Source organism: Parafrankia elaeagni, from assembly GCF_000374165.1.
Classification (GTDB): domain Bacteria; phylum Actinomycetota; class Actinomycetes; order Frankiales; family Frankiaceae; genus Parafrankia; species Parafrankia elaeagni.
In genome coordinates this window covers 254683-276842 of sequence record NZ_KB893717.1, presented here as the reverse complement: position 1 = coordinate 276842, position 22160 = coordinate 254683, and the positions used below count along the sequence as shown (strand labels likewise).

The 22160-nt window shown below is 73.6% G+C and carries 18 protein-coding genes; 11 read left to right on the top strand and 7 right to left on the bottom strand.

All coding sequences use genetic code 11. The features are described 5' to 3' along the window. The first annotated feature begins 780 nt into the window (after positions 1-780). Positions 781-1944 carry an alpha/beta hydrolase family esterase gene (locus B207_RS0111910; protein WP_018636759.1) on the top strand — a complete coding sequence of 388 codons (1164 nt, stop codon included), beginning with the start codon at positions 781-783 and terminating at the stop codon, positions 1942-1944. 36 nt (positions 1945-1980) lie between these two features. On the opposite strand, the gene B207_RS0111905 is transcribed toward B207_RS0111910, so the two are convergent. Continuing rightward, positions 1981-3069, bottom strand: a complete 1089-nt coding sequence (locus B207_RS0111905; protein WP_154675286.1) for a hypothetical protein — start codon at positions 3067-3069, stop codon at positions 1981-1983. A 1721-nt stretch (positions 3070-4790) separates the two neighbouring features. Here B207_RS0111905 and B207_RS39695 point away from each other — a divergent pair. Further along, complete coding sequence (locus tag B207_RS39695) at positions 4791-6581, top strand: trypsin-like peptidase domain-containing protein (protein WP_154675285.1); 1791 nt, start codon at positions 4791-4793, stop codon at positions 6579-6581. A 46-nt stretch (positions 6582-6627) separates the two neighbouring features. On the opposite strand, the gene B207_RS39690 is transcribed toward B207_RS39695, so the two are convergent. Next, positions 6628-6810 carry a hypothetical protein gene (locus B207_RS39690; RefSeq protein ID WP_154675284.1) on the bottom strand — a complete coding sequence of 61 codons (183 nt, stop codon included), beginning with the start codon at positions 6808-6810 and terminating at the stop codon, positions 6628-6630. Positions 6811-6918: 108 nt separating this feature from the next. Here B207_RS39690 and B207_RS0111885 point away from each other — a divergent pair, with 108 nt between their 5' ends. Beyond that, positions 6919-8409 carry an RNA polymerase sigma factor gene (locus B207_RS0111885; protein ID WP_026310965.1) on the top strand — a complete coding sequence of 497 codons (1491 nt, stop codon included), beginning with the start codon at positions 6919-6921 and terminating at the stop codon, positions 8407-8409. 45 nt (positions 8410-8454) lie between these two features. On the opposite strand, the gene B207_RS0111880 is transcribed toward B207_RS0111885, so the two are convergent. From B207_RS0111880 to B207_RS0111865, 4 genes are all read right to left on the bottom strand, one after another. After that, positions 8455-10329 carry a copper resistance CopC/CopD family protein gene (locus tag B207_RS0111880; RefSeq protein ID WP_018636755.1) on the bottom strand — a complete coding sequence of 625 codons (1875 nt, stop codon included), beginning with the start codon at positions 10327-10329 and terminating at the stop codon, positions 8455-8457. A gap of 61 nt (positions 10330-10390) precedes the next feature. Then, positions 10391-11158 (bottom strand): YcnI family copper-binding membrane protein, encoded by a 768-nt coding sequence (locus B207_RS0111875; RefSeq protein ID WP_018636754.1) that lies wholly within the window; start codon positions 11156-11158, stop codon positions 10391-10393. 272 nt (positions 11159-11430) lie between these two features. After that, positions 11431-12126 carry a hypothetical protein gene (locus tag B207_RS0111870; protein ID WP_018636753.1) on the bottom strand — a complete coding sequence of 232 codons (696 nt, stop codon included), beginning with the start codon at positions 12124-12126 and terminating at the stop codon, positions 11431-11433. 55 nt (positions 12127-12181) lie between these two features. Then, positions 12182-13276 carry a hypothetical protein gene (locus B207_RS0111865; protein WP_018636752.1) on the bottom strand — a complete coding sequence of 365 codons (1095 nt, stop codon included), beginning with the start codon at positions 13274-13276 and terminating at the stop codon, positions 12182-12184. Positions 13277-13305: 29 nt separating this feature from the next. Here B207_RS0111865 and B207_RS33590 point away from each other — a divergent pair, with 29 nt between their 5' ends. From B207_RS33590 to B207_RS0111845, 4 genes are all read left to right on the top strand, one after another. After that, positions 13306-14232, top strand: a complete 927-nt coding sequence (locus tag B207_RS33590) for an MOSC domain-containing protein (RefSeq protein ID WP_456095350.1) — start codon at positions 13306-13308, stop codon at positions 14230-14232. Then, complete coding sequence (locus B207_RS0111855) at positions 14220-14867, top strand: response regulator (RefSeq protein ID WP_018636750.1); 648 nt, start codon at positions 14220-14222, stop codon at positions 14865-14867. The genes B207_RS33590 and B207_RS0111855 overlap by 13 nt, the downstream gene beginning before the upstream one ends. Positions 14868-15018: 151 nt before the next feature. After that, positions 15019-17256 carry a primary-amine oxidase gene (locus B207_RS0111850; protein ID WP_018636749.1) on the top strand — a complete coding sequence of 746 codons (2238 nt, stop codon included), beginning with the start codon at positions 15019-15021 and terminating at the stop codon, positions 17254-17256. 95 nt (positions 17257-17351) lie between these two features. Then, positions 17352-17708: a hypothetical protein gene (locus B207_RS0111845; RefSeq protein ID WP_018636748.1), complete on the top strand. Its 357-nt coding sequence runs from the start codon at positions 17352-17354 to the stop codon at positions 17706-17708. Positions 17709-17757: 49 nt separating this feature from the next. Here the strand turns inward: B207_RS0111845 and B207_RS0111840 are convergent, their stop codons facing one another. After that, a complete protein-coding gene (locus tag B207_RS0111840; RefSeq protein ID WP_035740544.1) occupies positions 17758-18084 on the bottom strand; it encodes a type II toxin-antitoxin system VapB family antitoxin in 327 nt (108 codons plus the stop codon). A 220-nt stretch (positions 18085-18304) separates the two neighbouring features. Here B207_RS0111840 and B207_RS0111835 point away from each other — a divergent pair, with 220 nt between their 5' ends. The 4 genes from B207_RS0111835 to B207_RS0111815 all read left to right on the top strand — a co-directional run bounded on the left by B207_RS0111835 (position 18305) and on the right by B207_RS0111815 (position 22149). After that, entirely contained in the window at positions 18305-19282 is a 978-nt protein-coding gene (locus B207_RS0111835) for a DUF2470 domain-containing protein (protein WP_018636746.1), read from the top strand. A gap of 384 nt (positions 19283-19666) precedes the next feature. After that, on the top strand, positions 19667-20323 hold the full coding sequence (locus B207_RS0111825) for a hypothetical protein (RefSeq protein ID WP_230204976.1): 657 nt from the start codon (positions 19667-19669) through the stop codon (positions 20321-20323). Between the two features lie 34 nt (positions 20324-20357). Next, on the top strand, positions 20358-21020 hold the full coding sequence (locus tag B207_RS0111820) for an OmpA family protein (protein ID WP_018636743.1): 663 nt from the start codon (positions 20358-20360) through the stop codon (positions 21018-21020). A gap of 187 nt (positions 21021-21207) precedes the next feature. Next, on the top strand, positions 21208-22149 hold the full coding sequence (locus tag B207_RS0111815) for a metal ABC transporter substrate-binding protein (protein WP_018636742.1): 942 nt from the start codon (positions 21208-21210) through the stop codon (positions 22147-22149). Positions 22150-22160 lie beyond the last annotated feature (11 nt).

Genomic DNA, 22160 nt, shown 5'->3' with positions numbered 1-22160 from the left:
TGGGAAGAGAAGCACTTCGGGTCGCGGTACGGCGCCCGCGCCGCACCGCACGACGGTGGGAGACCTCCACGCCACGACGACAAGCGGACGAGCAGGACCTCGCGGAGGGCGACGCCTCGTCGGCGTCACGAGAGTGCGAGCGAAGGGACATCTCGGTGAACGAGCCATCTGACATGGAACGTTCACGGCTGCTCCTCGGATGGCTGGCGGCCCGTCGGGCGGTGGATCACTGCCTGTCCGACCTGCTGGCCGCCGGCCCCGCCGGTGAACGAAGGGTCCGCGAATCGCTCGCGAGGGTCGACGACCTGGAGACACGCGCGCAGGTCGCGTTCGACCGCTATCGCAGCGCGGCCGGGTCCGCCGGGGCGGCGGGGCCCAGCGCCGGACGAGCCCACAGATGGGCCACAGACCCGTCCAACCCCGGCCCGGACGGGCCCGATGACGGCCAGAGCGGCCGGACGCCCGGCGACCCGGCGAGGAACGACCGCGGCACCACCGCGGACAGAGGAGTCACCGCGGCCCCGGGCGGAGATCCCCGCCCGTTCGAGGCCGACAGGAGGAACGTCATGCCGCTGCACGTGAACCCACGCAGCATGACTCCGGCCGGCCGGGAGCAGGCCGGTCCCGATCCGGGGGCGAGCGATCGCTGGGCGCCGCGCGAACGACCCCGGCTGAATGTCGTCCGGGAAAGCGACCTTGCCCGTAGCAGTCCTAATACGAAAAGTAATCAGCGACACCGTTGATGCACGGCTAGGTCAGCGGCGCGTCAGAATACCCGTCGTGTCGGCCGCCCACCGCCGCCGCGTCGCCGCGGTCCGGCTTCTCACCTCACTCCTCGTCGCCGTGATACTCGCGACGGGCTGTGGCCTCATGGGCGGCAGTGGGCGCAGCGGCCAGGCAGGGACGCCCACGGGCCGCGGGGCACTGACCCAGGCACCGCCGACAGCCGGTCCCGATGCCTTCGAGCGAAGTGGACGCGGTGGTCAGATCCGGCTGACCCTGCCCGCGGATCAGACGGCCCGGCCGTACCCGCTGGTCGTGGCGCTGCACAGCCTGTACCACGACGGAAGCGAGCCACAACGGGGCTGGGGGCTGGACGAACTCGCGCGGTCGGCGGGATTCGCCGTCGTCTACCCGGACGGCCTGGACCTGTCGTGGAACGCGGGGACCTGCTGCGGGCCGGCCTCCGCCGGCGGGGTGGACGACATCACCTGGCTGCGCTCGCTCATCGCGCATCTGGAGAGCCGCTATCCCATCGACCCGCGGCGGGTCAGCATCATCGGCCTGTCCAACGGCGGCATGCTCGCCTACCGCTACGCGTGCGAACACGGCGACGAACTGGCCGGCTTCGCGGCCGTCGCCGCCAGCCTGCAGACCCTGAACTGCATCCCGCCGGCCCCACTGACCACCGTGTCGATCCACGGCGGCCTGGACGGGCACGTCCCCTACGCCGGGGCGCTGTGGTCCGAGGCGCTCCAGACGGGGATCACGCCCACCGACGTCAGCCTCGGCCCGTTCCGGTCGGTGGACGGCTGCCCACCGCCCACCCAGCCGGGTGACACCAGCTACACCGGCTCGGACGGCCGGCCGATCGGCACCACCCCCGATCCGGCGGGAGCCACCCCGACCGCCGGCCCGGACGGGGGAGCTGCCGCGATCATCGCCGCCGCCGGTCCGGACGGCCAGGCAGTCCCCGGGATGCCGGCGTCGCCGTCACCTCAGGCGGCGCCCGCGGCACCCACGGCACCCGCGCCGGCGACGCAGCCGGTCGCCATCCGGCACGAGACGGTCTGTGCGTCATCCGCCCGGCTCGTCCAGTACCTGCTGCCCGGCCTCGGTCACGGCTGGCCGGCCCTGACCGGGCCCACCGCCTTCGACACCGCCACCGTGCTGTGGAGCCTCCTGCGGGACGCCCGGTCAGCCACCGCCGGCCCCCGGATGTGAGTGAGCCGGCCGGTCGGCCAGGTGGACGTCCGGTCGTCAGCCCGCGGGCTGGAAGGACGTCCGGAGTGCGGCCATCAGGGTGTTGAGGGTGCCCGCCGCGTCAGCCGGCACCCGGGCGATGAGCACGTAGACCGATCCGGGAGCCTCCACCGTGCGCATCAGGTAGGACACCCGCTGCCCCTCCCGGTCGTAGGAACCGGCGAACTCCTGGGTCGGCGCCCCGTTCGCGTCGGTGGCAGCGCCCGAACGGTCCTGGGTGAGACCGGAGACGCTGCCGAACTCGCCGGTCTGTACCTGGCTCAGCGCCGTGGGGGCGTCCACTCCGGCGACCCGCGCGACCCCGATCATCTGTGGGCCGTACTCCGCGGGGGTGCCGACAGCGCCGGCGCCCGGCTCGCCGAAGAAGACACCCGTGTTGTCCCGACGCTGCTTCCACGTCGGCGGGTGGGAGAACGTGGCTCGCTGGTCCGGGTCCGTGTGCGCCACCCAGTCGGCGGGAACCGCCGCCGGGGCCTGGCCCCCCGCCGGGGCACCCGCGGAGGGCGGCGGCGCACCGGCGGGCCCGGTGGGAGTGGCGGACGGCTCGGAGCCCGGTGCCGAGGACGCGCTGTCGCCGCTGGGCCGCACCTTCTCCCACACGACACCCGCCCCCACCCCGACGCCGAGTGCCACCCCGAGCACGACCAGCGCGATCACCAGACGGCGCAGGAAGGGCCCGAGCCCGGCGTCCTCGCCACCGGGCAGATCGTCCACGTCGTCCAGGTCGTGGACGTCCGCCGGGAAGTCCGGCTCGTCAAAGCGCTCCGCGGCACCGAGGCCCTCCCGGCGGGCCGGCGATCCGCGGCGCGGCGCGCGACCACCGCGCTCCCTGCCGCTGCCACGGCCGTCCAGGCCATCGCGGTCCAGGCCATCGCGGTCGTAGTCGTCGCCGTCGTCGTCGTAGGCGTTGTCGTAGGCGTTGTCGTAGGCGTTGTAGGCGTCATCACGGTCAGTCGCCTCGCGGCCGGGAAGCTCCTCCTCGCGGAGGTTACGGCCGGCACCGTCACGGCCGGCGGGCTCGCGGGCCGCCCTGCCACGAGCGGCCCCGCCGGGGGGCGCGCCGTACTCCCGGGCGGGGTCGTCCACCGGCTCACCGCGGGGCGGCACGCCCGCTCGAGGCGGTTCCGGCCGATACAGGTCCCCGCGAGGTCCCCGCGACCGCGGGTCGGCACCGGCCACGTTCTCCGGCGCGGCCCACTGGCCGGCGGGCACGCCAGGCCCCGTGCCCGCGTCCGGGCCGGCCCCCGCGCCTGCACTCGGGCCCGCGCCTGGGCCCGCGCCTGGGCCCGCGGCACCACCGGCTGGTGGCCGAAGGCCCGTGGCACCCGGCGGACGGGTGGGTGTGCGGGCCGCCCCCGCCCGCGGTACCAGTGCCCTCCGCACGGACGTACCGCCCGAGCGATGGGTCGTCGGCTCCTCCCAGCCTCCCTCCCGCGGCGGGCCGGCGGACGGGGGCTGGTTCGCGGCGGGCCCTGTCGGCGCGGGACCCGGCGGCGGATAGCCACCGATGGCGGGACCGGGTCCATAGTCCGGAACGGGCGCGTAACCAGGACCGCCGGGACGGCTGGGACCGCCAGGCGGGTAGCCGGGAGCAGGCGGGTAGTTCTGCGGGGGCGAGTACTGCCCACCCGGGGGGTACGGCCCCCCGCTCAGGCCGGGGCCGGGCTGCGGGGCCTGGGGGTATCCCGGCTGTGGCGCGTAAGCGCCGTCCCGATGAGACCCGGGGCCCGGAACGCCGGCATGAGGCGGGGCGCTTCCGTGCTGGCCACCAGGTCCGAAATCGTCCGGATACCGGTCGCGGGAGCCCGGTTCGTTCCAGTAACCGTCGGGGTCCGAGGCGCCCTGCGAGTGCTCTCGATGGGTCGGCCGACCCTGATCGCCCGGGCCTCCCCTCCATGCACCGTCCGTCACCAGACAACCTCCGATTCCGGGACATGCAGGAAATACCCCGCGCGATATACCGGTGTACCACGCCGTTGCGGAAGCGTTGCGCGAGCCCCCTTGACATTCGGGCCGGTTGTCGCGCAAATCCACCCGAGACCTCGGCCGGCCTTCCCACCACACGGCCCCGTCACGGCGCGAAGGATCACCTACTGCGCGCGGCGGTCGGACCGCCCCCGTGCTCCTGCCATCACCGACCGCAGACATCACTCCTGGCGCACACCGTCACGGACGGGCGCCCGAACGCCGCCGTGGCGCGACATCCGCCCGTCCGACGAATCCATCATGGACCGGCGTGAACCATCGCCGACTGACACAAACGTGCCGCGCCCGACCGAGATCCTCGGCCCGGCCACCGGCCACCGGGGCCGCGGGACCTTCGGGGTGTTCCGGTTCGGCGATTCCGGGCGTCGCGCCGCGTTCATCCGGCCCGGGCGGTGATCCGCTTTGTGGGCCGTGCTTCCGGAAGCTGGCGCAATAGCCGGGTCGGGCACAGCGCGACATCACCGCGGCGGCGATGAGAAGCTCACGGACGACATCCGCTGCCGCCCGGTGCGGGATCCCGGTGCGGGATCCCAGTGCGGGATCTCGGGCGGGATCTCAGGACGGGAAGGCGGCCCGGCGGCGGCATCCGACAGTGTGCGCGACGGCGCAGCCGGCCGGGTGGCTGCGAACGATGCGTCAACATGCCGGGCCCGCCCCCGGCAACAGACGGCCACCGCACGGCCTGTGGCGCCTGTCGCGAGGCCGCCGGGGCCCCGGATCCGGCAGTATGTCCTGGATCCGACACCCGTTGCGGTGCCGGCTAAGCGGAACGTTGGTCGGAATTCAGGAATCGCTCAGGGTGCCGGGGGAAAGTGCCTACCATGACAGCCACGCACGACGCTCGGTCCCCCTGGGCTCCGCCCGCTGATGCGCCGGAGCGGACCAGGGCCGAGACGGCCAGTTCGGAGGGGCCGGTGGACCCGCGGTCGCAGCCGCACGAGCATCCGCGGCAGCCGGAGGCGCCACCTCCCGGCGCCCCGGCGCCGATTTCCGGCCCTGCCGGAGCCACTCCGCCATCCGGCGCGTTCGCCTCGCCGGACACTCCGGCGCCGGCTCCGCTGCCGAACAACCCCTACCCCGGTGCGGGTCCGCCCGGGGACTACCGCCCGGCGGGCGAGCACCAGCCGGGCCAGTTCCAGCCGGGCCAGTTCCAGGCCGGCTCCCAGCCGCCTGGTTCGCCCCAGCCCGGTTCGCAGCCGGCCGGCGCCCAACCCCCGCAGGGCCGCCCGACCACGCCCTACGGCCCGCCGGCGCCCTGGGCATCGCCGCAGGCGGCCGCGCACCAGGGCCCTGGCGGTGGGCATCCCGGCACCCGTGACTCGCAGCAGCGCAGCCTCTGGGGAAGCCCGTCCTGGGGTGCTCCAGTGCCTCCTGGATCTCCTGGGCCGGCGGCCGGCGGCCCAGGGCCCGGCTCCGGGGTCCCCGGTGGCCAGGACCCCTTCGGGCGGTTCGCGCCCGCCACGCCCACACCGCCCCCGATGCGGCGCCGCCGCCTGGTCGCGGGTGCCCTGGCGATCGCGCTCGTCTCCGCCGGGATCGGCGGCGGTGTCGGTGCCCTGGTGGCGGGTGACGACTCACCGGTGTCCGTCGTGTCGACCGATTCGGGCCTGCGTCAGTCGACCGTCGGCGGCGGAGTCTCGCCGGCCGCCGACAACACCGTGTCGGCAGCGGCGCAGGCGATCCTTCCGAGCGTCGTCACCATCGCCGAGGAGTCCGGCCAGGAGGCCGGGACCGGGTCCGGCACGATCATCCGTCCGGACGGCTACATCCTCACGAACAACCATGTCGTGTCCGCGGCCGCGAGCGGCGGGACCCTGACGGTCACGATGCAGGACGGCCGGACCTTCGACGCGGAGATCAAGGCGACCGACCCGAGCGCCGACCTAGCCGTGATCAAGATCGAGGGGACCGATCTCCCGGCCGCCACCTTCGGGGACTCGACGGCGCTACAGGTGGGCGAGCTCGTGGTGGCGGTGGGCAGTCCGCTGGGCCTCAACGGCACGGTCACCTCGGGCATCGTCAGCGCCCTGCACCGACCGGTGCGCACCGGTGACCAGACCGTGCGGGACCAGCAGAACACCGTGCTGGACGCAATCCAGACGGATGCCCCCATCAATCCGGGTAACTCGGGCGGCCCGCTGGTGAACAGCCGGGGCGAGATCGTCGGAGTGAACACAGCGATCGCGACGGTCGGCGGTAGTTCCTCACCCTTTGGTGGTGCACAGCAGTCCGGCAACATCGGGGTCGGTTTCGCGATTCCGGGCAGCTATGCGGAGAAGGTCGCCGGCCAGCTCATCAACAACGGCACCGCCCTACACCCCTATCTGGGGGTGAGCGCCGCGACCGCGGGCGAGAACACCCGGTCGACCGCAGCGAGCGGGACCGGCGCCCAGATCCGCTCCCTGGTCAGCGGAGGCCCGGCGGAGAAGGCCGGCCTCCGGCCGGGCGACGTCATCACCAAGGTGGGGGATCGGGCGGTCACGGACGTAGATTCACTGATCGCAGCCGTCAGGTCCCACGACATAGGCAACGAGGTGGAGGTCACGTACCAGCGCGACGGGCAGACCGCCACAGTGACCGTAACGCTGCTCGAGCAGCCACCCAATTCCTGATCATCGTACGGACGTTCGCTTTTGGGAACACCAGGCTGATTCGACATCAGCCGGCAGGACCGGTCCAGGCCGGCGATGCCGGCGTGGATACGGCGAAGATGCCATCGGATAAGCTGGATCCGGCGCCCGACGAAGAGGGATACGACACCATGTTCAGCGTCAAGCTGACCATGGTGTCGAGGTGGCGACAAAAAATCTTCACAACCTTCACCCCGGCCAGATCAGGCACCTCCTACTATTGAGCCTGCCTGACCGGTGACCAGGACCGCGCCACAATGGTCGGGAACCTGGTCCCGGCGCCGAGGCCAGGAACGTCGTCCCGGGGAGAAGCAGACTGATGAACGACGACGCGGACCTCGTGGCCCGTGTTCGGCGTGGCGATCGTCAGGCTTTCAACGATCTCTACAACCGCTACGCCGACGACGTGTTCTCGATGTGCCTACTGATCCTCGGCGATCCCACCGTGGCGCGGGCCGCGGCCGGCACCGCGTTCGCCCTGGTGGCTCGAACGAGGCTCAATCCCCTGTCCGATCCCACCAGACTGCGGCCGTGGCTGCTGGAGCTCGCCCGCGGCAGCGCGCTGGCGTGGTCCGGGTCGCCGCAGGCGCGCAGTGTCCCGGTGCCGCACGGGGTCTCGCCGGAGGAGCTGCTGGACGGCGCGGTCGTCCCCGCTCCGGCGAGCCTGCGGGCCGGGTTGCAGCGCACCTTCGACCGCGCGGCGGTCGCCGCCGGTGCAGCGGCCGCCGCAGCAAGCAAGCGAGCGGCCGAGCGCACCGGGCCGGAGCCCGTGGGCTCGACCGGCAGCTCGGCGGCTCAGGGCATGGCTGCGCGGCCCCCCCGCGGAACAGCGACCGGCGGCGCACCAGCCTTCCCGGGCGGCTCGGCCGGCCAGATACCGACACCGGCGGCGCGAGCGGCCTTCACCGCGTCCGGCGGGGCAGCCGGCGCACGTCGCGGTCCCGGTGGCCCCGGAGCCGGGAGGACCGGCTACCCGCACGACGACGCGGTCACGATCGTCTCCCCGTCCACCGGCCTGCACGCGGGTCCTGGAGACGGCCACGAACAGCCCACGCCGACCGGTGACAGCGATGCAGGCAGCCACGGCGCCCTCCCGCTCCTCGCCGTAGACCGGGCCATCCCGGTCCAGGAGCCCCGCGGGGGCGGCGCGGCCGAGTTCCGCGCGCGCCCGGCCGTCGCGGTGGCCGCCGCGCTGGCGGTGGCCGTGGCCGGGCTCACCGCGGTCATCTCCTGGCCCACCGGGCAGTCCGAGCTGGTCGCCGACACCGGTCCCAGCATCGTCGCGATCACGCCGTCGCTGCCACCCGGCCCGCTGCCGACGATGACCCAGCCGCCGCTGGCGCCCGTCCCGCCGCCTCCGACCGTCGCGGGCGTTTACACCAGCCGACCCGCCGGCCCCCGGACGACCCAGGTCGTCCGCGAGGTCGACTCGGAGACCCGCCGCACCCCTCGGCCAACCAGGCCGGCACCGGCACCGGCGGCCCCGCCGACGAGCGCCGACGCCCCGGCGCCCACCACCGCTCCGGTGCCGCCATCCAGCCCGCCCCCCGCGCCGACCACCCCGCCGCCGTCGACCGGCCCGGCGCCGACTCCCACCGACGGCCCGGTGAGCCCCCCGCCGGATGGCGAGGCTCCCACTCCCCCGGTGACCTCACCGCCGACGACGGCACCGCTCCCGGAGCCTCCGACCTCGGCTCCGCCGGAGTCGACCGCACCGGTGCCCGTGGAGAGCACACTGCCGAACCCGTTCCCCAACTTCCCTCGGTTTCCCTTCCCCTGGCCGTCCACGGCGCAGCCCGTCGCGGTCTGACCCCGCCGTCGCGGTCTGACCCGATCGGCGCACCGCGCAGCCGAATCAGCGCACCGTGTAGAAGACAGTCGTCACGTACTGGTCAAAGTCGTTGACACGCAGGGTGAACCGCAGCTGCCACTCGCCGGGCAACGGCACGCCGACCCCCTCGGCGACAGCGTGCCCGTCCGTGACCTCCGCCAGCGGGACCTCCAACGGCCCGACCCCGGCCGAGGGAAGGGTGAGTTCGCCGCTGGCCTCGACGAGCCGCTGCGGTCGCCCCTGCGGGCCGTACGTGTAGACGTGGATGGTCTGCAGCCCGGTTCTGGTCGGCGCGATCTCCACGTCGACGGTCAACGGGCCGGCGATCGCCGTCCTGGAGAAGGGCGGGGCGTAGGAGTCCCGACCGGGGACGGTGTTGACCAGCACCGAGGTGACTGCCAGCACGGCGACACCGACCACGATCTCGAAAACCACCCCGCGGCGCAGGCCGAGGACGGCCAGCGAGGTGACCGGCGCGGCTGACGCGGACTGGAAGTGCCGGCGGACCCACCGCCGCGCCAACAGGCCCAGGCCCAGCACGCCGAGGACGAACCAGAGCTTGTACAGCAGCAGACGTCCGTAGGTCGTGTCGAACAGCGCCCCGAAGGCACCGACCTCCCGCCACGCCTGGACGGTCCCGGTCAGAACGATCAGGGTGATCGCGATCGTGGCCGTCCTGGACCAGCGCGGCAGCACCCGGGCCAGCTCGCCGGCCCAGCTCGCCTCGACCGGCGGGTCGACCTCCGCCCCGACACCGGCAGGTGGAACGACGGTTGCCTCTTTGGCCTCGGCCGGCTGGCGGGCACCGCGGCCGGACGCGTCAAGCAGGGTCAGACCCAGGACACACAGCCCACCCAGCCAGATCGCCATGGCCACGGTGTGCACGGTCATGACAGCCGTGGCCAGCCAGACCCGGTCACCCGCGCTGGCGTGACCGATCATCGCCATGGTCGTCGCGAGGACGAGGCCGAGCCCGGCAAGCTCCACCAGGCCGCGGCGGCCAGTCCTTTCCCCGGACACGGCTCCGGCCCCCGCTCCGGCCCCGGACGCGGCCCCGGACGCGGCCCCGGACGCGGACAGCCGGCGGAGCAGCGGCACCGCCAGCAGCAGCGCGAGAACGCGGATCGCCAGAAGCTGGCCGTACCGGCTGTCCAGAGTCACAGCCAGCGGATCCAGGCTCAGGACGTCGGACATCCCGGATCCGGCGCTGTACGGCCCCTGGAACAGCAGCATGCCGAGCGCGCCGGCGAGGCTGAGCAGCCAGCCGGCCGCGATCAGCCGGGTCGGGCCGGAGCGGCGTGCCCCGGCCGGCCAGAGGACGCCGACGAAGAAGGTCGCACCGATCAGCAGCGCGGCTCCGGCGAAGGCCACCAGGCGGGCCACCCCCAGGGACACCCCGACCGCACGGGATCCGCCGCCGCCGGAGGGAACGGCCGCCGCCGCGCCGGCGTCCGGCGGGCCACCGACCCCGAACGCGAACGCGCCGCCGACCGGATGGCTGTCCGCGGAGACGACCCGCCAGCTCACGACATACGTCCCCGGGCCAAGCCCGCGGCGCAGCGCGACCGTCACCTCGGAGGCGGATCCGCCACCCCGGGTGTCGCCCTCGTCGACCCGGGTGCCGTCGGTGCCCAGGACGCGGATCGCGTCCGACTTGATCGAGACGGATTCGCTGAACGACAGCGTCACCCGGTCCGGCGCGGTGTCGAGCGCCGCCCCGCCGACCGGACTGCTGCTGGTCAGCGTGGCGTGCGCGGAGGCCGGGAGAGCCGTCACCAGCAACGCCGCGACGGCCAGGCCGAGCACCGCCAGCACCCGCCGGACACCACCGGCGCGCCCCGGGGCACCACGGTCACGAATGGTCCCGGTGTCGTGGGCGGTCCTGCGGGGTCCGGTCATGATGCGTCCGTTCAGGGAGATGGGGTGCCCTGCGCCGCGGCGGAGGGCACCCCCGGGAAGGTCAGGCGCGGCGGCGGGTGCTGATCAGCGCGAAGGCACCTGCGCCCAGCCCGAGCAGACCCAGGACCAGACCGGTGATCCCGAGCGCACGGGCCGTGCCGTCCGACTCGGACCCGACAGCGGCAGGCTGACCCGAGCCGGTGCCCGCTCCCGCGGACGTGGACGCCTCGTCAGCGGCGTTGTCGCCACCGGCGCCGGCCCCCTCCTCGTCCGCCGCGGTCAGCGTGATCGCCGGGGCGGGGTGCTCCGGCTCGTCGCCGCCGGGGCCGGCCACGTCGATCCACCGGACGATCTCACCGTCGGAGTAGGTCTGGAGCGCCTTGAAGACGACCTGGTCGGCATCCTCGGGCAGCGGACCGGCCGAGATGCCGAACGTGTCGAACTCGCCGGGCCTGATACCGCCGCCGTCCTGCGCGGTCCAGGTGATCTGTGTGACGACCTCGTTGATCTGCGTGCCGTGGGCGGTCAGCGGCCTGGACGGCGCTCCCCTGGTCACCTGGTACGTCCAGCCGGGCTTGGGCTGGACGGTGACCGAGGCGATCGGGGTGTCCGCCGGGAACTGCACGTCCAGGCCGGTGGTCGACGCCGAGTCGCTCTCGGTCGGGACCTTGAACATCAGGGTGGCGTAGCCGCCCGCCGTGGCCTCCTGGGGTGACACGGTGACATGCGCGGACGCGGGCAGCGCGAGCGCGACGGTGCCCGCCGCGGCGGCGAGCGTGCACAGCGCACCGCGACGGAGGCGGGCTGCTGCGCGGATGGTGCGGGGCATGGGTGACCTCCTCGAAGGCCCGTCAGGCCTTCCTTGCTGGCGATCGGACTGGTGACCCGAGCACCGGGGTCGTCGTTCCCGGCCTGGCCGGGCAAGACGTCATCCGCGCAGGTCGCAACGAGCGGACGTGCGGCAGCGATCAGGCGCCGCTCGCCGCGGCAGGGTGACCCGTCCGTTCCGGAGCGGCTCCGGTCACGGGTGGACCCACGCTGTTCACCGACGCCCGCACATGACACGTGTGCACGCGGACATCCCCACCAGCCGGCCTGGTCTCAGCAGACCGGCTGGGGACTCGACCCCGGTCGCCGCCCGGGCGGGCCGCGCCAGCCGGCATCACTTCCCAGCAGCAGGAGATGCGGGATCCAGCGGCCGTCAGGACCGCCACGGGCGCCGCGGCCCCCGCCGACCCGTCCCAGGGAGGATGCCGCCAGGGCTGCTCCGCAGGCCACCGGCCGCGCGGCCCGCAGCCGGTCGATCATGGCCACGAGCAGGGCTGCCACCACCGTGACGAAGCGATCCACGGCCTCGCGCAACGCGGCCGTCGCCCAGAGTCGCCGCTCGCCGCGGTGCAGCGCGACCGCCACGCCCAGCGCGGCGAGAGCGTGGCCGCCAGCCATCGCGGGGCCGGGGAGGAGCGCGGTGAGCAGGTGCGCGCCCGCGCCGGGGACGCCCCGTGACACCCGGTGCCCCGGGTCGGTGGCCGGCCCGTGGTGGGTCGCCAGAACGAACACCGTGTGCAACAGCACCTGGGCGGCGACGACGGCCGCGGCCACCGCGCCCAGCGGGCGCTCCCGGCCGGAGAGGCCGCCGAAGGCCATCCGGACGAGCAGCACGGTGGAGACCAGCACCAGGGGAAGGGACGGGCTGATGCCGCTGGCGACGACGTGCGCCGCGACCGCGAGGCACACCGAGGCCACGCCGAACACGGCCGCCCGTGCGAAGCGGCCCGTGTCACGTACGCCCCTCACGAGGGGTAAGCCTGCCATGAACCCACGGATCGGGAGGCCGCGACCACATCGACTGTCACGGGACGGACACCGCGGGCACTCGTGCCTGCCGGCGCAGCGCCAGCCACCCGGCGGCGCCGAGCCCCAGGCCGGCCCCCAGCGTCACCGCGGTCAGGACACGGGCCAGCATGATCGGGCCGACCATCGGCGCCCCTGAGCGGACGAACACTCCCAGGTCCGGGACACCGCCGAGCACCGCGAGCAGCAGCCCCACGCTCACCGCCAGATAGCAGCCGATCTCCGAGCGGCGGGCGAGGAGCACCGCCCCGGCCAGACCGCACAGCCACACCACCATCTGGACGGCGTTGCCCCAGAAGAAGGCGTCGAGCCGACCGTCGGCGTTCGCCAGGGCGATCAGGGCGGAGTGCGTGACGTCCACCGCGACCAGGCCGGCGAGCGCCAACGCGAGCGGCCAGCCGGCCCGCCGGACGAAGCCCAGTGCGACCGTGCCGACCAGGACGGCCAGCGAGAGCCCGACCCAGGGCCACGGCGACGGCCCGGGAACCCACTCAAGCCGGCCGCCGTACCGGACGTCCCGGCCGTCCACCGTCAGCGGCAGGGTCCACTCCGCCACCAGGTGCCGGCTGCCCCGGTCCGCGCGGACGACCGGCGGGTCGACGGAGCCCATCCAGTGGACCCGGTGGTCGTGCCAGAACGCCGTCACCCGGCCGCCCGCCACGCCCGAGACCTGCACCCACTCCGGCTCGGCGGCCGCGTCGACGACGCCGGCCGGCCCGGCGTCGTCGCCCTCCCGGCTCGCGTTCAGATAGGTCGCGGACGAGCGCCGGTTCTCCCACACACCGTGGCCGTCGAGACGTAGGTAGGGTTCGTTCTCATAACCCTCGACGACGACCGGGACGCCCGCCGTGACGACCAGACGTACCCGACTGCCGTTCTCGACGACGCTCAGTCCCACGCCCGGCACGCCCGGGTCCACGGTGACGGTGGTGCGGTAGTTGGTCGGGCCGACCCCACCGACCGTGTGCGCCGAGGCCGGGCCGGCCAGCGTCACCAGCCAGCACACGCCCCCGAGGAGCACGGCGAAGGTGGCCGCGGTTCCTCGGCGGACCCGCCGCACCACGGCACGGCGGGTGACCCGTGCACTGACCATGACGACCTGAGCGTACGGCCACACGGAACATGGCGGGGCATATTCGGCCGGGCCGGCCGGCCCGGGAGGCTCCGAGAAAGCAGGTGCCCTTGACCAGCCACGGCGTCCGTCCCGACGGTGGCCGCGGCGGCCGCGTCGTCGCGCTCTACCGGTATCCGCTGAAGGGCTTCAGCGCGGAGGGGGCCGGCGAGGTGACGCTCTCCGCGGGTGACGGCGTGCCCGGCGACCGGATGTTCGCGCTCGCCCGGCCGGACACCGCCTATTCCGAGGACGCGCCGGAGTTCCTTCCCAAGACCCGCTTCGTGATGCTCCAGAAGGACGAGGCGATCGCGCGGGTCCGCACGTCCTACGACCCCGCGACCGGGGTGCTCACCTACGGCCTGGCCCGGGAGACCGGCGGGGTGACCGGGGTGGCGGTGAAACGGGCCGACCTGGCCAGCGACCAGGGGCGCCAGGCGTTCGAGGAGTTCGTCCAGAAGCTGTTGGGGCCCGGGCTCGGCGGCCGGCCGCGGCTCGTCGCGNCCCGCCCGCCGCACCGGTTCACCGACGCGGGCGGTGCCGGCGACGCGTTCATGCACGCCATCTCGGTGATCAACCTGGCCTCCGTGCGCGACCTCGCCGACCGGATCGGCCAGCCCGTCGACCCGCTGCGGTTCCGGGCGAACGTCTACGTGGACGGGATCCGTCCGTGGGCGGAGCTCGGCTGGGCCGATCTGGAGCTCGGCCTCGGCGCGGCCCGCGTCCGGGTGCTGGCACGCACCCCGCGCTGCGCGGCGACCACGGTCAACCCCGGCACGGGCGTCCGGGACATCCGCGTGCTCAAGGAGCTGTCCGGCAACTACGGGCACACGGACTGCGGGATCTATGTCACCGTGCTCACCGGTGCGACGCTGCGCCCGGGCGCGCCGCTCACCCCACCGGTCGGGCACGAGGAGGACCTACTGTGCGGGTCGTGATCGCGGAGGACTCCGTACTGCTGCGTGAGGGCCTGCGCCGGCTGCTGACCGAGTCCGGCTGCGAGGTGGTGGCCACCGTCGGCGACGGGCCGGGCCTGGTCGACGCGATCGTCGAGCACCGGCCGGACGTCTCGGTGGTCGACGTCCGGATGCCGCCGTCGCACCGTGACGAGGGGCTGCGCGCGGCGATCACCGCGCGGGGCAGGGTGCCCGGGTCACCGGTCCTCGTCCTGAGCCAGTACGTGGAGAAGCAGTACGCCAGCGAGCTGCTCGCCGACGGTGTCGGGGCGGTGGGCTACCTGCTCAAGGACCGCGTCGCCGACGTTCGTGAGTTCGTCGAGGCGGTCCGGCGGGTCGCCTCCGGCGGGACGGTGATGGATCCCGAGGTGGTCGCCCAGCTGCTGGTCAGCAGCCGCCGCAACGATCCGATGACCGCCCTCACTCCGCGCGAGCGCGAGGTGCTGGGCCTGATGGCCGAGGGCCGGTCGAACGCGGCGATCGCGGGGGCACTCGTGGTGAGCGGCGGCGCCGTGGAGAAGCACATCTCGAACGTGTTCACCAAGCTCGGACTGGAGTCCTCCGGCAACGACCACCGGCGGGTCCTCGCGGTCCTGGCCTACCTGCGGGAGTCCTAGGCCCGTCCTGGTTCTGTTGGACCTGTCCCGGACCTGCGCACGGCGCGGACAGGCACGGTTGTCAGGCACGGTTGTGTCGCCGGCGGCCTCTACTTTTGGGGTGCGCCCGTTCCCCGCGGTACGGGCCGGACCCTGAATGGTGGAGATAGCCATGGTGCTCAGCACGTCACCGGTCCCGGAGACCGCCTCGGCGACGCCGGCGCATCCGCTCGAACCGCTCTCGGCCGCCGAGATCAGCCGGACGGCCGCGATCCTGCGTGCGGGCGGAGATCTGGCACCCGGGTTTCGTTTCGTTTCCGTTGAGCTGCACGAGCCACCAAAAGCCGCGCTGGTGGCCCGCGAGTCCGCCCGCGACAGCACCGACGCGCTGGCCCCGCCGGACCGGCAGTCCTTCTGTGTCCTCTACGAGCGCGGGGCCCGCCGGACGTACGAGGCCGTCGTCTCACTGACGGCGGGCACGCTCGTGGAGCTGCGCGCCGTTCCCGGGGTGCAGCCGTCGATGCTCTGGGAGGAGTACCTGGCCTGCGAGAACGCTGTCCGGGCCGACCCCGGCTGGCAGGCCGCACTGGCGCGCCGCGGCGTCACGGACCTCTCCCTCGCCACGATCGACATCTGGTCGGCGGGCTACACCGGGAGCGCCGACGACCCCACCGCACGCCGGATCGCCCGCCCGCTCACCTTCGTGCGCGCGGCACCCGGGGAGAACGGTTATGCCCGCCCGGTGGAGGGGCTGCTGGTCGTCGTCGACCTGGACGCGATGGCCGTGGTGGAGTTGGTCGACCACGGCGTGGCGCCTGGCGAGATGGTGCCGCTGCCGCCCTGTCCCGGCAACTACGTGCCGCAGCTGATGACCGCCGACCCGCACAACGTGCCCGCCTTCGACCGGCTGCGGGCGGATCTGCGCCCGATCGAGATCCGCCAGCCGCAGGGGCCGTCCTTCACCCTGGACGGGCATGTCCTGCGCTGGCAGAAGTGGGACCTGCTGGTCGGGTTCACCCCCCGCGAGGGCCTGGTGCTGCACCAGATCGCCTACACCGACCGGGGCCGGCGCCGGCTGATCGTCCAGCGCGCCTCGGTGTCGGAGATGTTCGTCCCCTACGGGGATCCGGCGCCGACCCACCGGTTCAAGAACGTCTTCGACATGGGCGAGTACGGCGTCGGCGTGCTCGCGAACTCACTGCGGCTCGGCTGCGACTGCCTCGGGGAGATCTCCTACCTGGACGCGGTCGTGAACGACTCCGCGGGTGAGCCGGTGACGATTCCGAACGCGGTGTGCATCCACGAGGAGGACACCGGCATCGCCTGGAAGCACACCGATGCCCGGACGGGCCACGTCGAGGTACGGCGGATGCGCCGGCTCGTGATCTCGATGATCAGTACCGTCGGCAACTACGAGTACGGCTTCTTCTGGTATCTCCACCTGGACGGCTCGCTGGAGTTCGAGGTGAAGCTGACCGGTGTGATCTCCGGCGGCGCGGTCCGGCAGGGTACCTCGCCGGAGCACGGCGTGCTCGTCGCGCCCGGTCTGTACGGCCCCCACCACCAGCACTTCTTCAACGTCCGCCTGGACATGGAGCTCGACGGCGGCCCCAACTCGGTGGTCGAGGTCGACTCGGTGCCGGACCAGGTCGGCCCGGGCAACCCGACCGGCGTCGCCTGGCGCACCAGGGAGACGCCCCTGCTGTCGGAGGCTGACGCCCAGCGCCGGGTCGACCCGTCCGTCGCGCGGTTCTGGCGAATCATCAACCCGCGGGTCGAGGGCCCCCTCGGCCGGCCGGTGAGCTACCGGCTCGTCCCGGGGCACACCACGCCACCGCTGGCGGATCCGGCGTCCCACCAGGCGGCCCGCGGGCGCTTCGCATCCCGCAACCTCTGGGTGACGGCGTTCGACGAACGCGAGCGCTTCGCCGCTGGCCGCTACCCGAACCAGAGCGCCGGCAACGAGGGTCTCCCCCAGTACGCCGCCGCGGACCGGCCGGTCGCCGACACCGACATCGTGGTCTGGTACAGCTTCGGCGCACACCACGTGGTCCGCCCGGAGGACTGGCCGGTCATGCCCGTCAGCCGGATCGGCTTCGAGCTGCGCCCCGACGGGTTCTTCGACGGCAACCCCGCGCTGGACGTCCCGCCGTCCCCCCACGCGTCGAGCGCAGCGGGGTGCGGGCCGGAGTCCGATGCGGAGTGCGGGGTGTCCGCGGCGTCCGCGGCGTCCGCGGCGTCCGCGGCGTCCGCGGCGTCCGCGGCGTCCGCGGCGTCCGCGGCGTCCGCGGTGTCCGCGGCGTCCGGGGCGTCCGGGGCGTCCGGGGTCGACGGCCGTTCCGGTGTCGTCGCCCCGCCCGCGGACTGTCACCTCGGTGGGGGTGACGGAGCGCCGTCGAGAGACTGCTGACGGCGTCGGGGACCACGCGGCGCCGACACGACACGCACGGGCGCAAGGCACGTCTTGCCCCAGAACGGGGGTGCCTGTCCTAGGCTCCCGGAGTTGTGAGCCCTGTTCTCGCCTCGAGTCGGGCCGGGAACCTTGTCCGCGCTCTGATCATCATCGGCCTGCTGGTCCTGCTCATGCGCACGGCCTATCTGCTCTGGGTCTTCCACACCCCGGCCTGGACGTCCCGCCCGCAGGACATCCACTACTGCGGCGGGTGGTACGAGCGCACCGAGACACCTGATCTGACCGGCGGGGAGGCACGCAAGCTGGCCGGCGGCCGGCTCGATCAGGTCATGCGCTCACCGGTGCTCCGGCCGATCGCCGCGTACCGGCCCGGGTCGTCCTGTCCCCGGTACATCTTCGCCAAGGTCGGCTCCGACACCTACGTGACCTACGAGATCACCGACGACTGACCCCCACGGGCCGGCACCCCCGCCGCGTGTCCGCCGTCACCGGCCCGGATCAGCGGCGGCTGAGCTTGTCCGGATGCCTCGCGGCGGCGTGCACGTGCACCCGGGCATGGATGGACGTGCGCTGCGCCAGGGCCGCCCGGACGGCGCGGTGCAGGCCGTCCTCCAGGTACAGCGTCCCGCCCCACTCGACCACGTGGGGGAACAGGTCACCGTAGAAGGTCGAGTCCTCGTCCAGCAGGACGTCCAGGGCGAGTACCCGCTTCGTCGTGACGAGCTGGTCCAGCCGCACCTGGCGCGGCGGGATCGCCGCCCAGTCGCGCTGGCCCAGGCCATGGTCGGGGTACGGGCGACCGTCACCAACCAACTTGAAGATCACCGGCACCTCCTTCTCGGGGGCGAGAGACTGCCCGACCACGACAGCCTAGAATCCTCCGCTCGCGGACCCGATCGCGGTGCCCTTCCAGCCGTGCGTTGCGTGGACATTGAGATTCACACCCGATGTTGATCTGAGACGGAGAACCAGAACCGGACGAAACACTTGACCTTCTCCGAACCGCGGACTTAAGTAAGCCTTACCTGAAGATGGAGGAGGCCCGGTGACGAGTCCAGTCTCGGACGTCGAGATGCCGGTGCTGGCCGAACAGGCGAGGACGATCCTCGCCGGCGGCCGGCGCGCGCTGCTCACCCTGCCCTGCGCGAACGTGCGCGGCTGGGCCGGACTCATCGACGACGGCGGTGAGCCGTTGCTGATCGTCGGGGCGGACAGTCCACCCGTGGACTGCGCCGGTTCCGGCCGCCGTGCCCGGGTCGACATCTGCGGCCACAACGGCGAGCGACTTGTTCTGGCCGGCGTGCTGCGGCTGACCGCCGACACCGCCGAGAACCTCGTCGAGCGCCTCGCCGACCTGGGTCGCAGCATCTCGGTGACGGCCGGGGACCTCGATGACCTGCGCATCCTGACCATGTCGGTGGACGACGTCCTGATCTGCCTGCCCGAGGGGGTCGCCCGCGGCACGGGCGGCGGGCGGTCCGCCGGCGGCGGGCGAGGGGCCCGGTCCCGCTCCGGCGGCAGCGGCGCGGTGACCGCCGCGACCCGGGTGACGCGGGCCGGGCGGTCGGCGCGGGGCCTGCGCCGCGCGAACAACAACCGCCTCGACGGGCGGTGGTCGGCCCTCGGGCCCGCGCGCCGCGTCGACCTCCACTCGTACGCCTTCGCCGAGCCCGACCTGGTCGCCGCCTATGCTCCTGATCTGATCAGGCACCTCAACGACGAGCACGCCGCACAGATGCGGCTGCTGTCCACGCATGGTGTCGCCCTGACCGAACCCGCCGGCGCCGCCAGCGGGATGGCCGGCGGCGCCACCGCGACCGGGGCGTCCGCCGAGGTCAGCCGGGACGCGGTGATCGGCGCGACCGTGACATCGCTGGACCGGCGAGGCCTGGACATGTGGCGGATCGACATCGACGGCGCCCGCGAGGTACGGGTGGCGTTCCGGTCCCCGCTCATCGAGCCGCGCTGCCTCGGACGCGAGCTGCGGCTCCTGCTCGACGACGCCGAGCACCGAACCGACTAGCCGGCCCGGACCGCGCGGGCGGCGTGACCGCGGGAGCGGACATGTTCGACATCGACCGGACCACCACCGCAGGCCACACCACCCCCTGCCTCACCTGCCACGGCGGCATCGACCACTCCACCGGCACGACCGGCTGGAGCAGTGCCGACCCGGGGCGCCGCCCGGCGCATCCTCCGGCCGGCAGGGCCGGCGACGTGGCTGGCGGGAGCACCCGTGGGCCGGCGCGCCCCGGTACCGGGTGTGGTGAGGCCCGGCCGGCGCTCTCGCCGTTCGATCCCCGGGTGACGGGCTGGGCGCGTGCGGTGTCCAGACCGGCCCCCAGACCGGCAGGATGAGGAACATAATCGGCAGCGGACGCCCCTGACCCTCCCGTCCGGAGGTCGCATGCCCCGCCTGCCCCGCCCGTCCCGCCTGCCCTGGCCGCCCCAGCGGTCGTCCGGGCGATCGTCCTGGTGCGCCGTTCCGGTGCGGAGGGCCTCCACCGCGTTGGGCGCTCTGCTGACTGCCGGCCTTGTCGCGACCGGCTGCTCCGGTTCGGGCGACGGCGAGCCGCCGGCGCCCTCCTCCTCGGGAGGCACCGCGGCCGGCGGCAGTCCGGCCACGACAGCGTCCGGCGGCACCGCCACCGCCCCGGGCCCGAGCACGCCGAACGCCAGCCGCACCACGCGGATCCAGGGCGCCGGTGGCGATGTCGACGTGGGTTTCGTGGACCTGCGGGCAGACGGCCGGCTCGTCCAGCTCGATCTGCTGTTCACGCCCCGCTACGCCCGCGATCCCGGCGCGGAGATCTCGCTCTACGAGATGGCCGGCCGGCGCGACGCGGCGGTCACCCTCGTCGACACCACGAACCTGCTCCGCTACAGCGTGGTGCAGGATTCCGGTGGTGCAGCCCTCGGTGCCGCCGCCGGAACCGTCCGGACCCGCAACAACGTCGCCGTGTCCGCCTCCTACATGTTCGCCGCACCGCCCCCGGACGTGACCTCCGTGGACGTCTACCTCAACGACCGGCTGATCGTCGACGATGCGCCGATCACCCGTTGACGGCGGTCGCGCACCCGGGCCCGGTGCTTCCCGCGTGGCCCTTCCGGCCCTCGTGTGCGCCGCCGGCTGCTTCCTCGGGTACCTGATCCTCGGCGTCGGGGATCCACCCGCGCTCGGCGCGGCCCCCGTTCCGGCCCGCTCCACCCTGCCGGTGACGGCCCCACCCGCGCCCGGTGCCCCCGCCGGGGTGCCGGGAGCACCCGGAGCGCCGGGAGCCGTTCCCGACCCGCAGATCGCCGGATCGGTGCGCGGGCTGGACACCGCCGGATCGACGCTGCCCATCGACCTGAACGACGCCGTGCGGCCGCTGCGCACGGAGGAACGCCGCGGGGGCAGGCTGACCGTCACGATCAGCGCGGACGTCCTGTTCGACTTCGACTCCGACGACCTGACCGACGCCGCCCGGGCGGAGATCGCCCGACTCGCCCGGCAGGTGCCGCCCACGACCGGGACGGTCACTGTGCTGGGCCATACGGACGACCTCGGCACCCCGGCCTACAACGTGATCCTCTCCCAGCGCCGCGCCGACGCCGTGGCGGGCCTGCTCCGCCCCGCCACCCCGGACGGGACGCGGGTCTCGGCGACGGGCCGCGGCGGCGCCGACCCCGTGGCGCCGAACACCCGGCCCGACGGGTCGGACGACCCGGCCGGGCGCGCGCTGAACCGCCGGGTGGAGGTCAGCTTCCCGGCGGGGTGACGGCGGCGCACGGGCATTTGACATCCGCATCGACAACCGTTTTCATTTTCCCATGCTTCCCGTCCTGTCCCGATCCGGCCTGCATCGCCCCAGCCTGCATCGCCCCGGCCTGCCTCGCCCCGGCCTGCCTCGCCCCGGCCTGCCTCGACGTCACCGTGCGCCCGCCCCCGGGGCAGGTCCGGTCCTGGTGGTCACGGTCGCGACGCTCGCCGCGGTCCTGGCCGGCTGCGGTGGTTCGGATGCGGGCGAGGGGGCCGGGGGTGACGGCGCCGCCCCGCGGGTCGTCGCGACGACGACCTACGCGGCGGATTTCGCCCGCGCCGTGGGGGGCGACGGTGTCCAGGTCACCCAGATCCTCCGGCCGGGGGTCGACCCGCACGACTACGAGCCCTCCCCCGCCGACCTGGAGGCGCTCGCGGAGGCGGATCTGCTGATCGAGAACGGCGTCGGGCTGGAGAGCTGGCTGGACGACGCGATCTCGGCCAGCGGATTCCACGGCACCGAGATCGTCATGGCCGACAGGGTGACCATCCGGCACCGTGAGGACGGCGGCGCGGAGCACGACGAGTCCGACGAGCACGGCGACGAGGACGGCGACCCGCACATCTGGCACGACCCGCGCAACGCCAAGGTCATGGCCACCAACATCCAGACAGGGCTCGCCACGGTCGACCCGGAGAGCGCGGCCGAGTACCAGGCCAACCTCGAGAGCTACTCCGCCGAACTGGACGAGCTCGACCGCTACACCGAGCAGCAGATCAACTCGATTCCGAGCGACCGTCGCAAGCTCGTCACCAACCACGACTCGTTCGGCTACTACGTGGAGCGGTACGGCCTCGAGTTCGTCGGTTCGATCATCCCCAGTTTCGACACCGCGGCCGAACTGTCGGGGCGCGCCATCGACGACATCGTCGAGAAGATCCGGTCGTCCGGCACGGTGGCGGTGTTCTCCGAGTCGTCCCTTCCGCCACGAACCGCGCAGACCATCGGCAGTGAGGCGGGCGTGCGCGTGGTGGCCGGCGAGGATGCGCTCTACGCCGACACCCTCGGGCCGGCCGGGTCGGCCGGCGCCACCTACCTCACGGCGGAGCGCCACAACACGGATACCATCGTCGGCGCCCTCCGGTGAGGAGAAGAGCT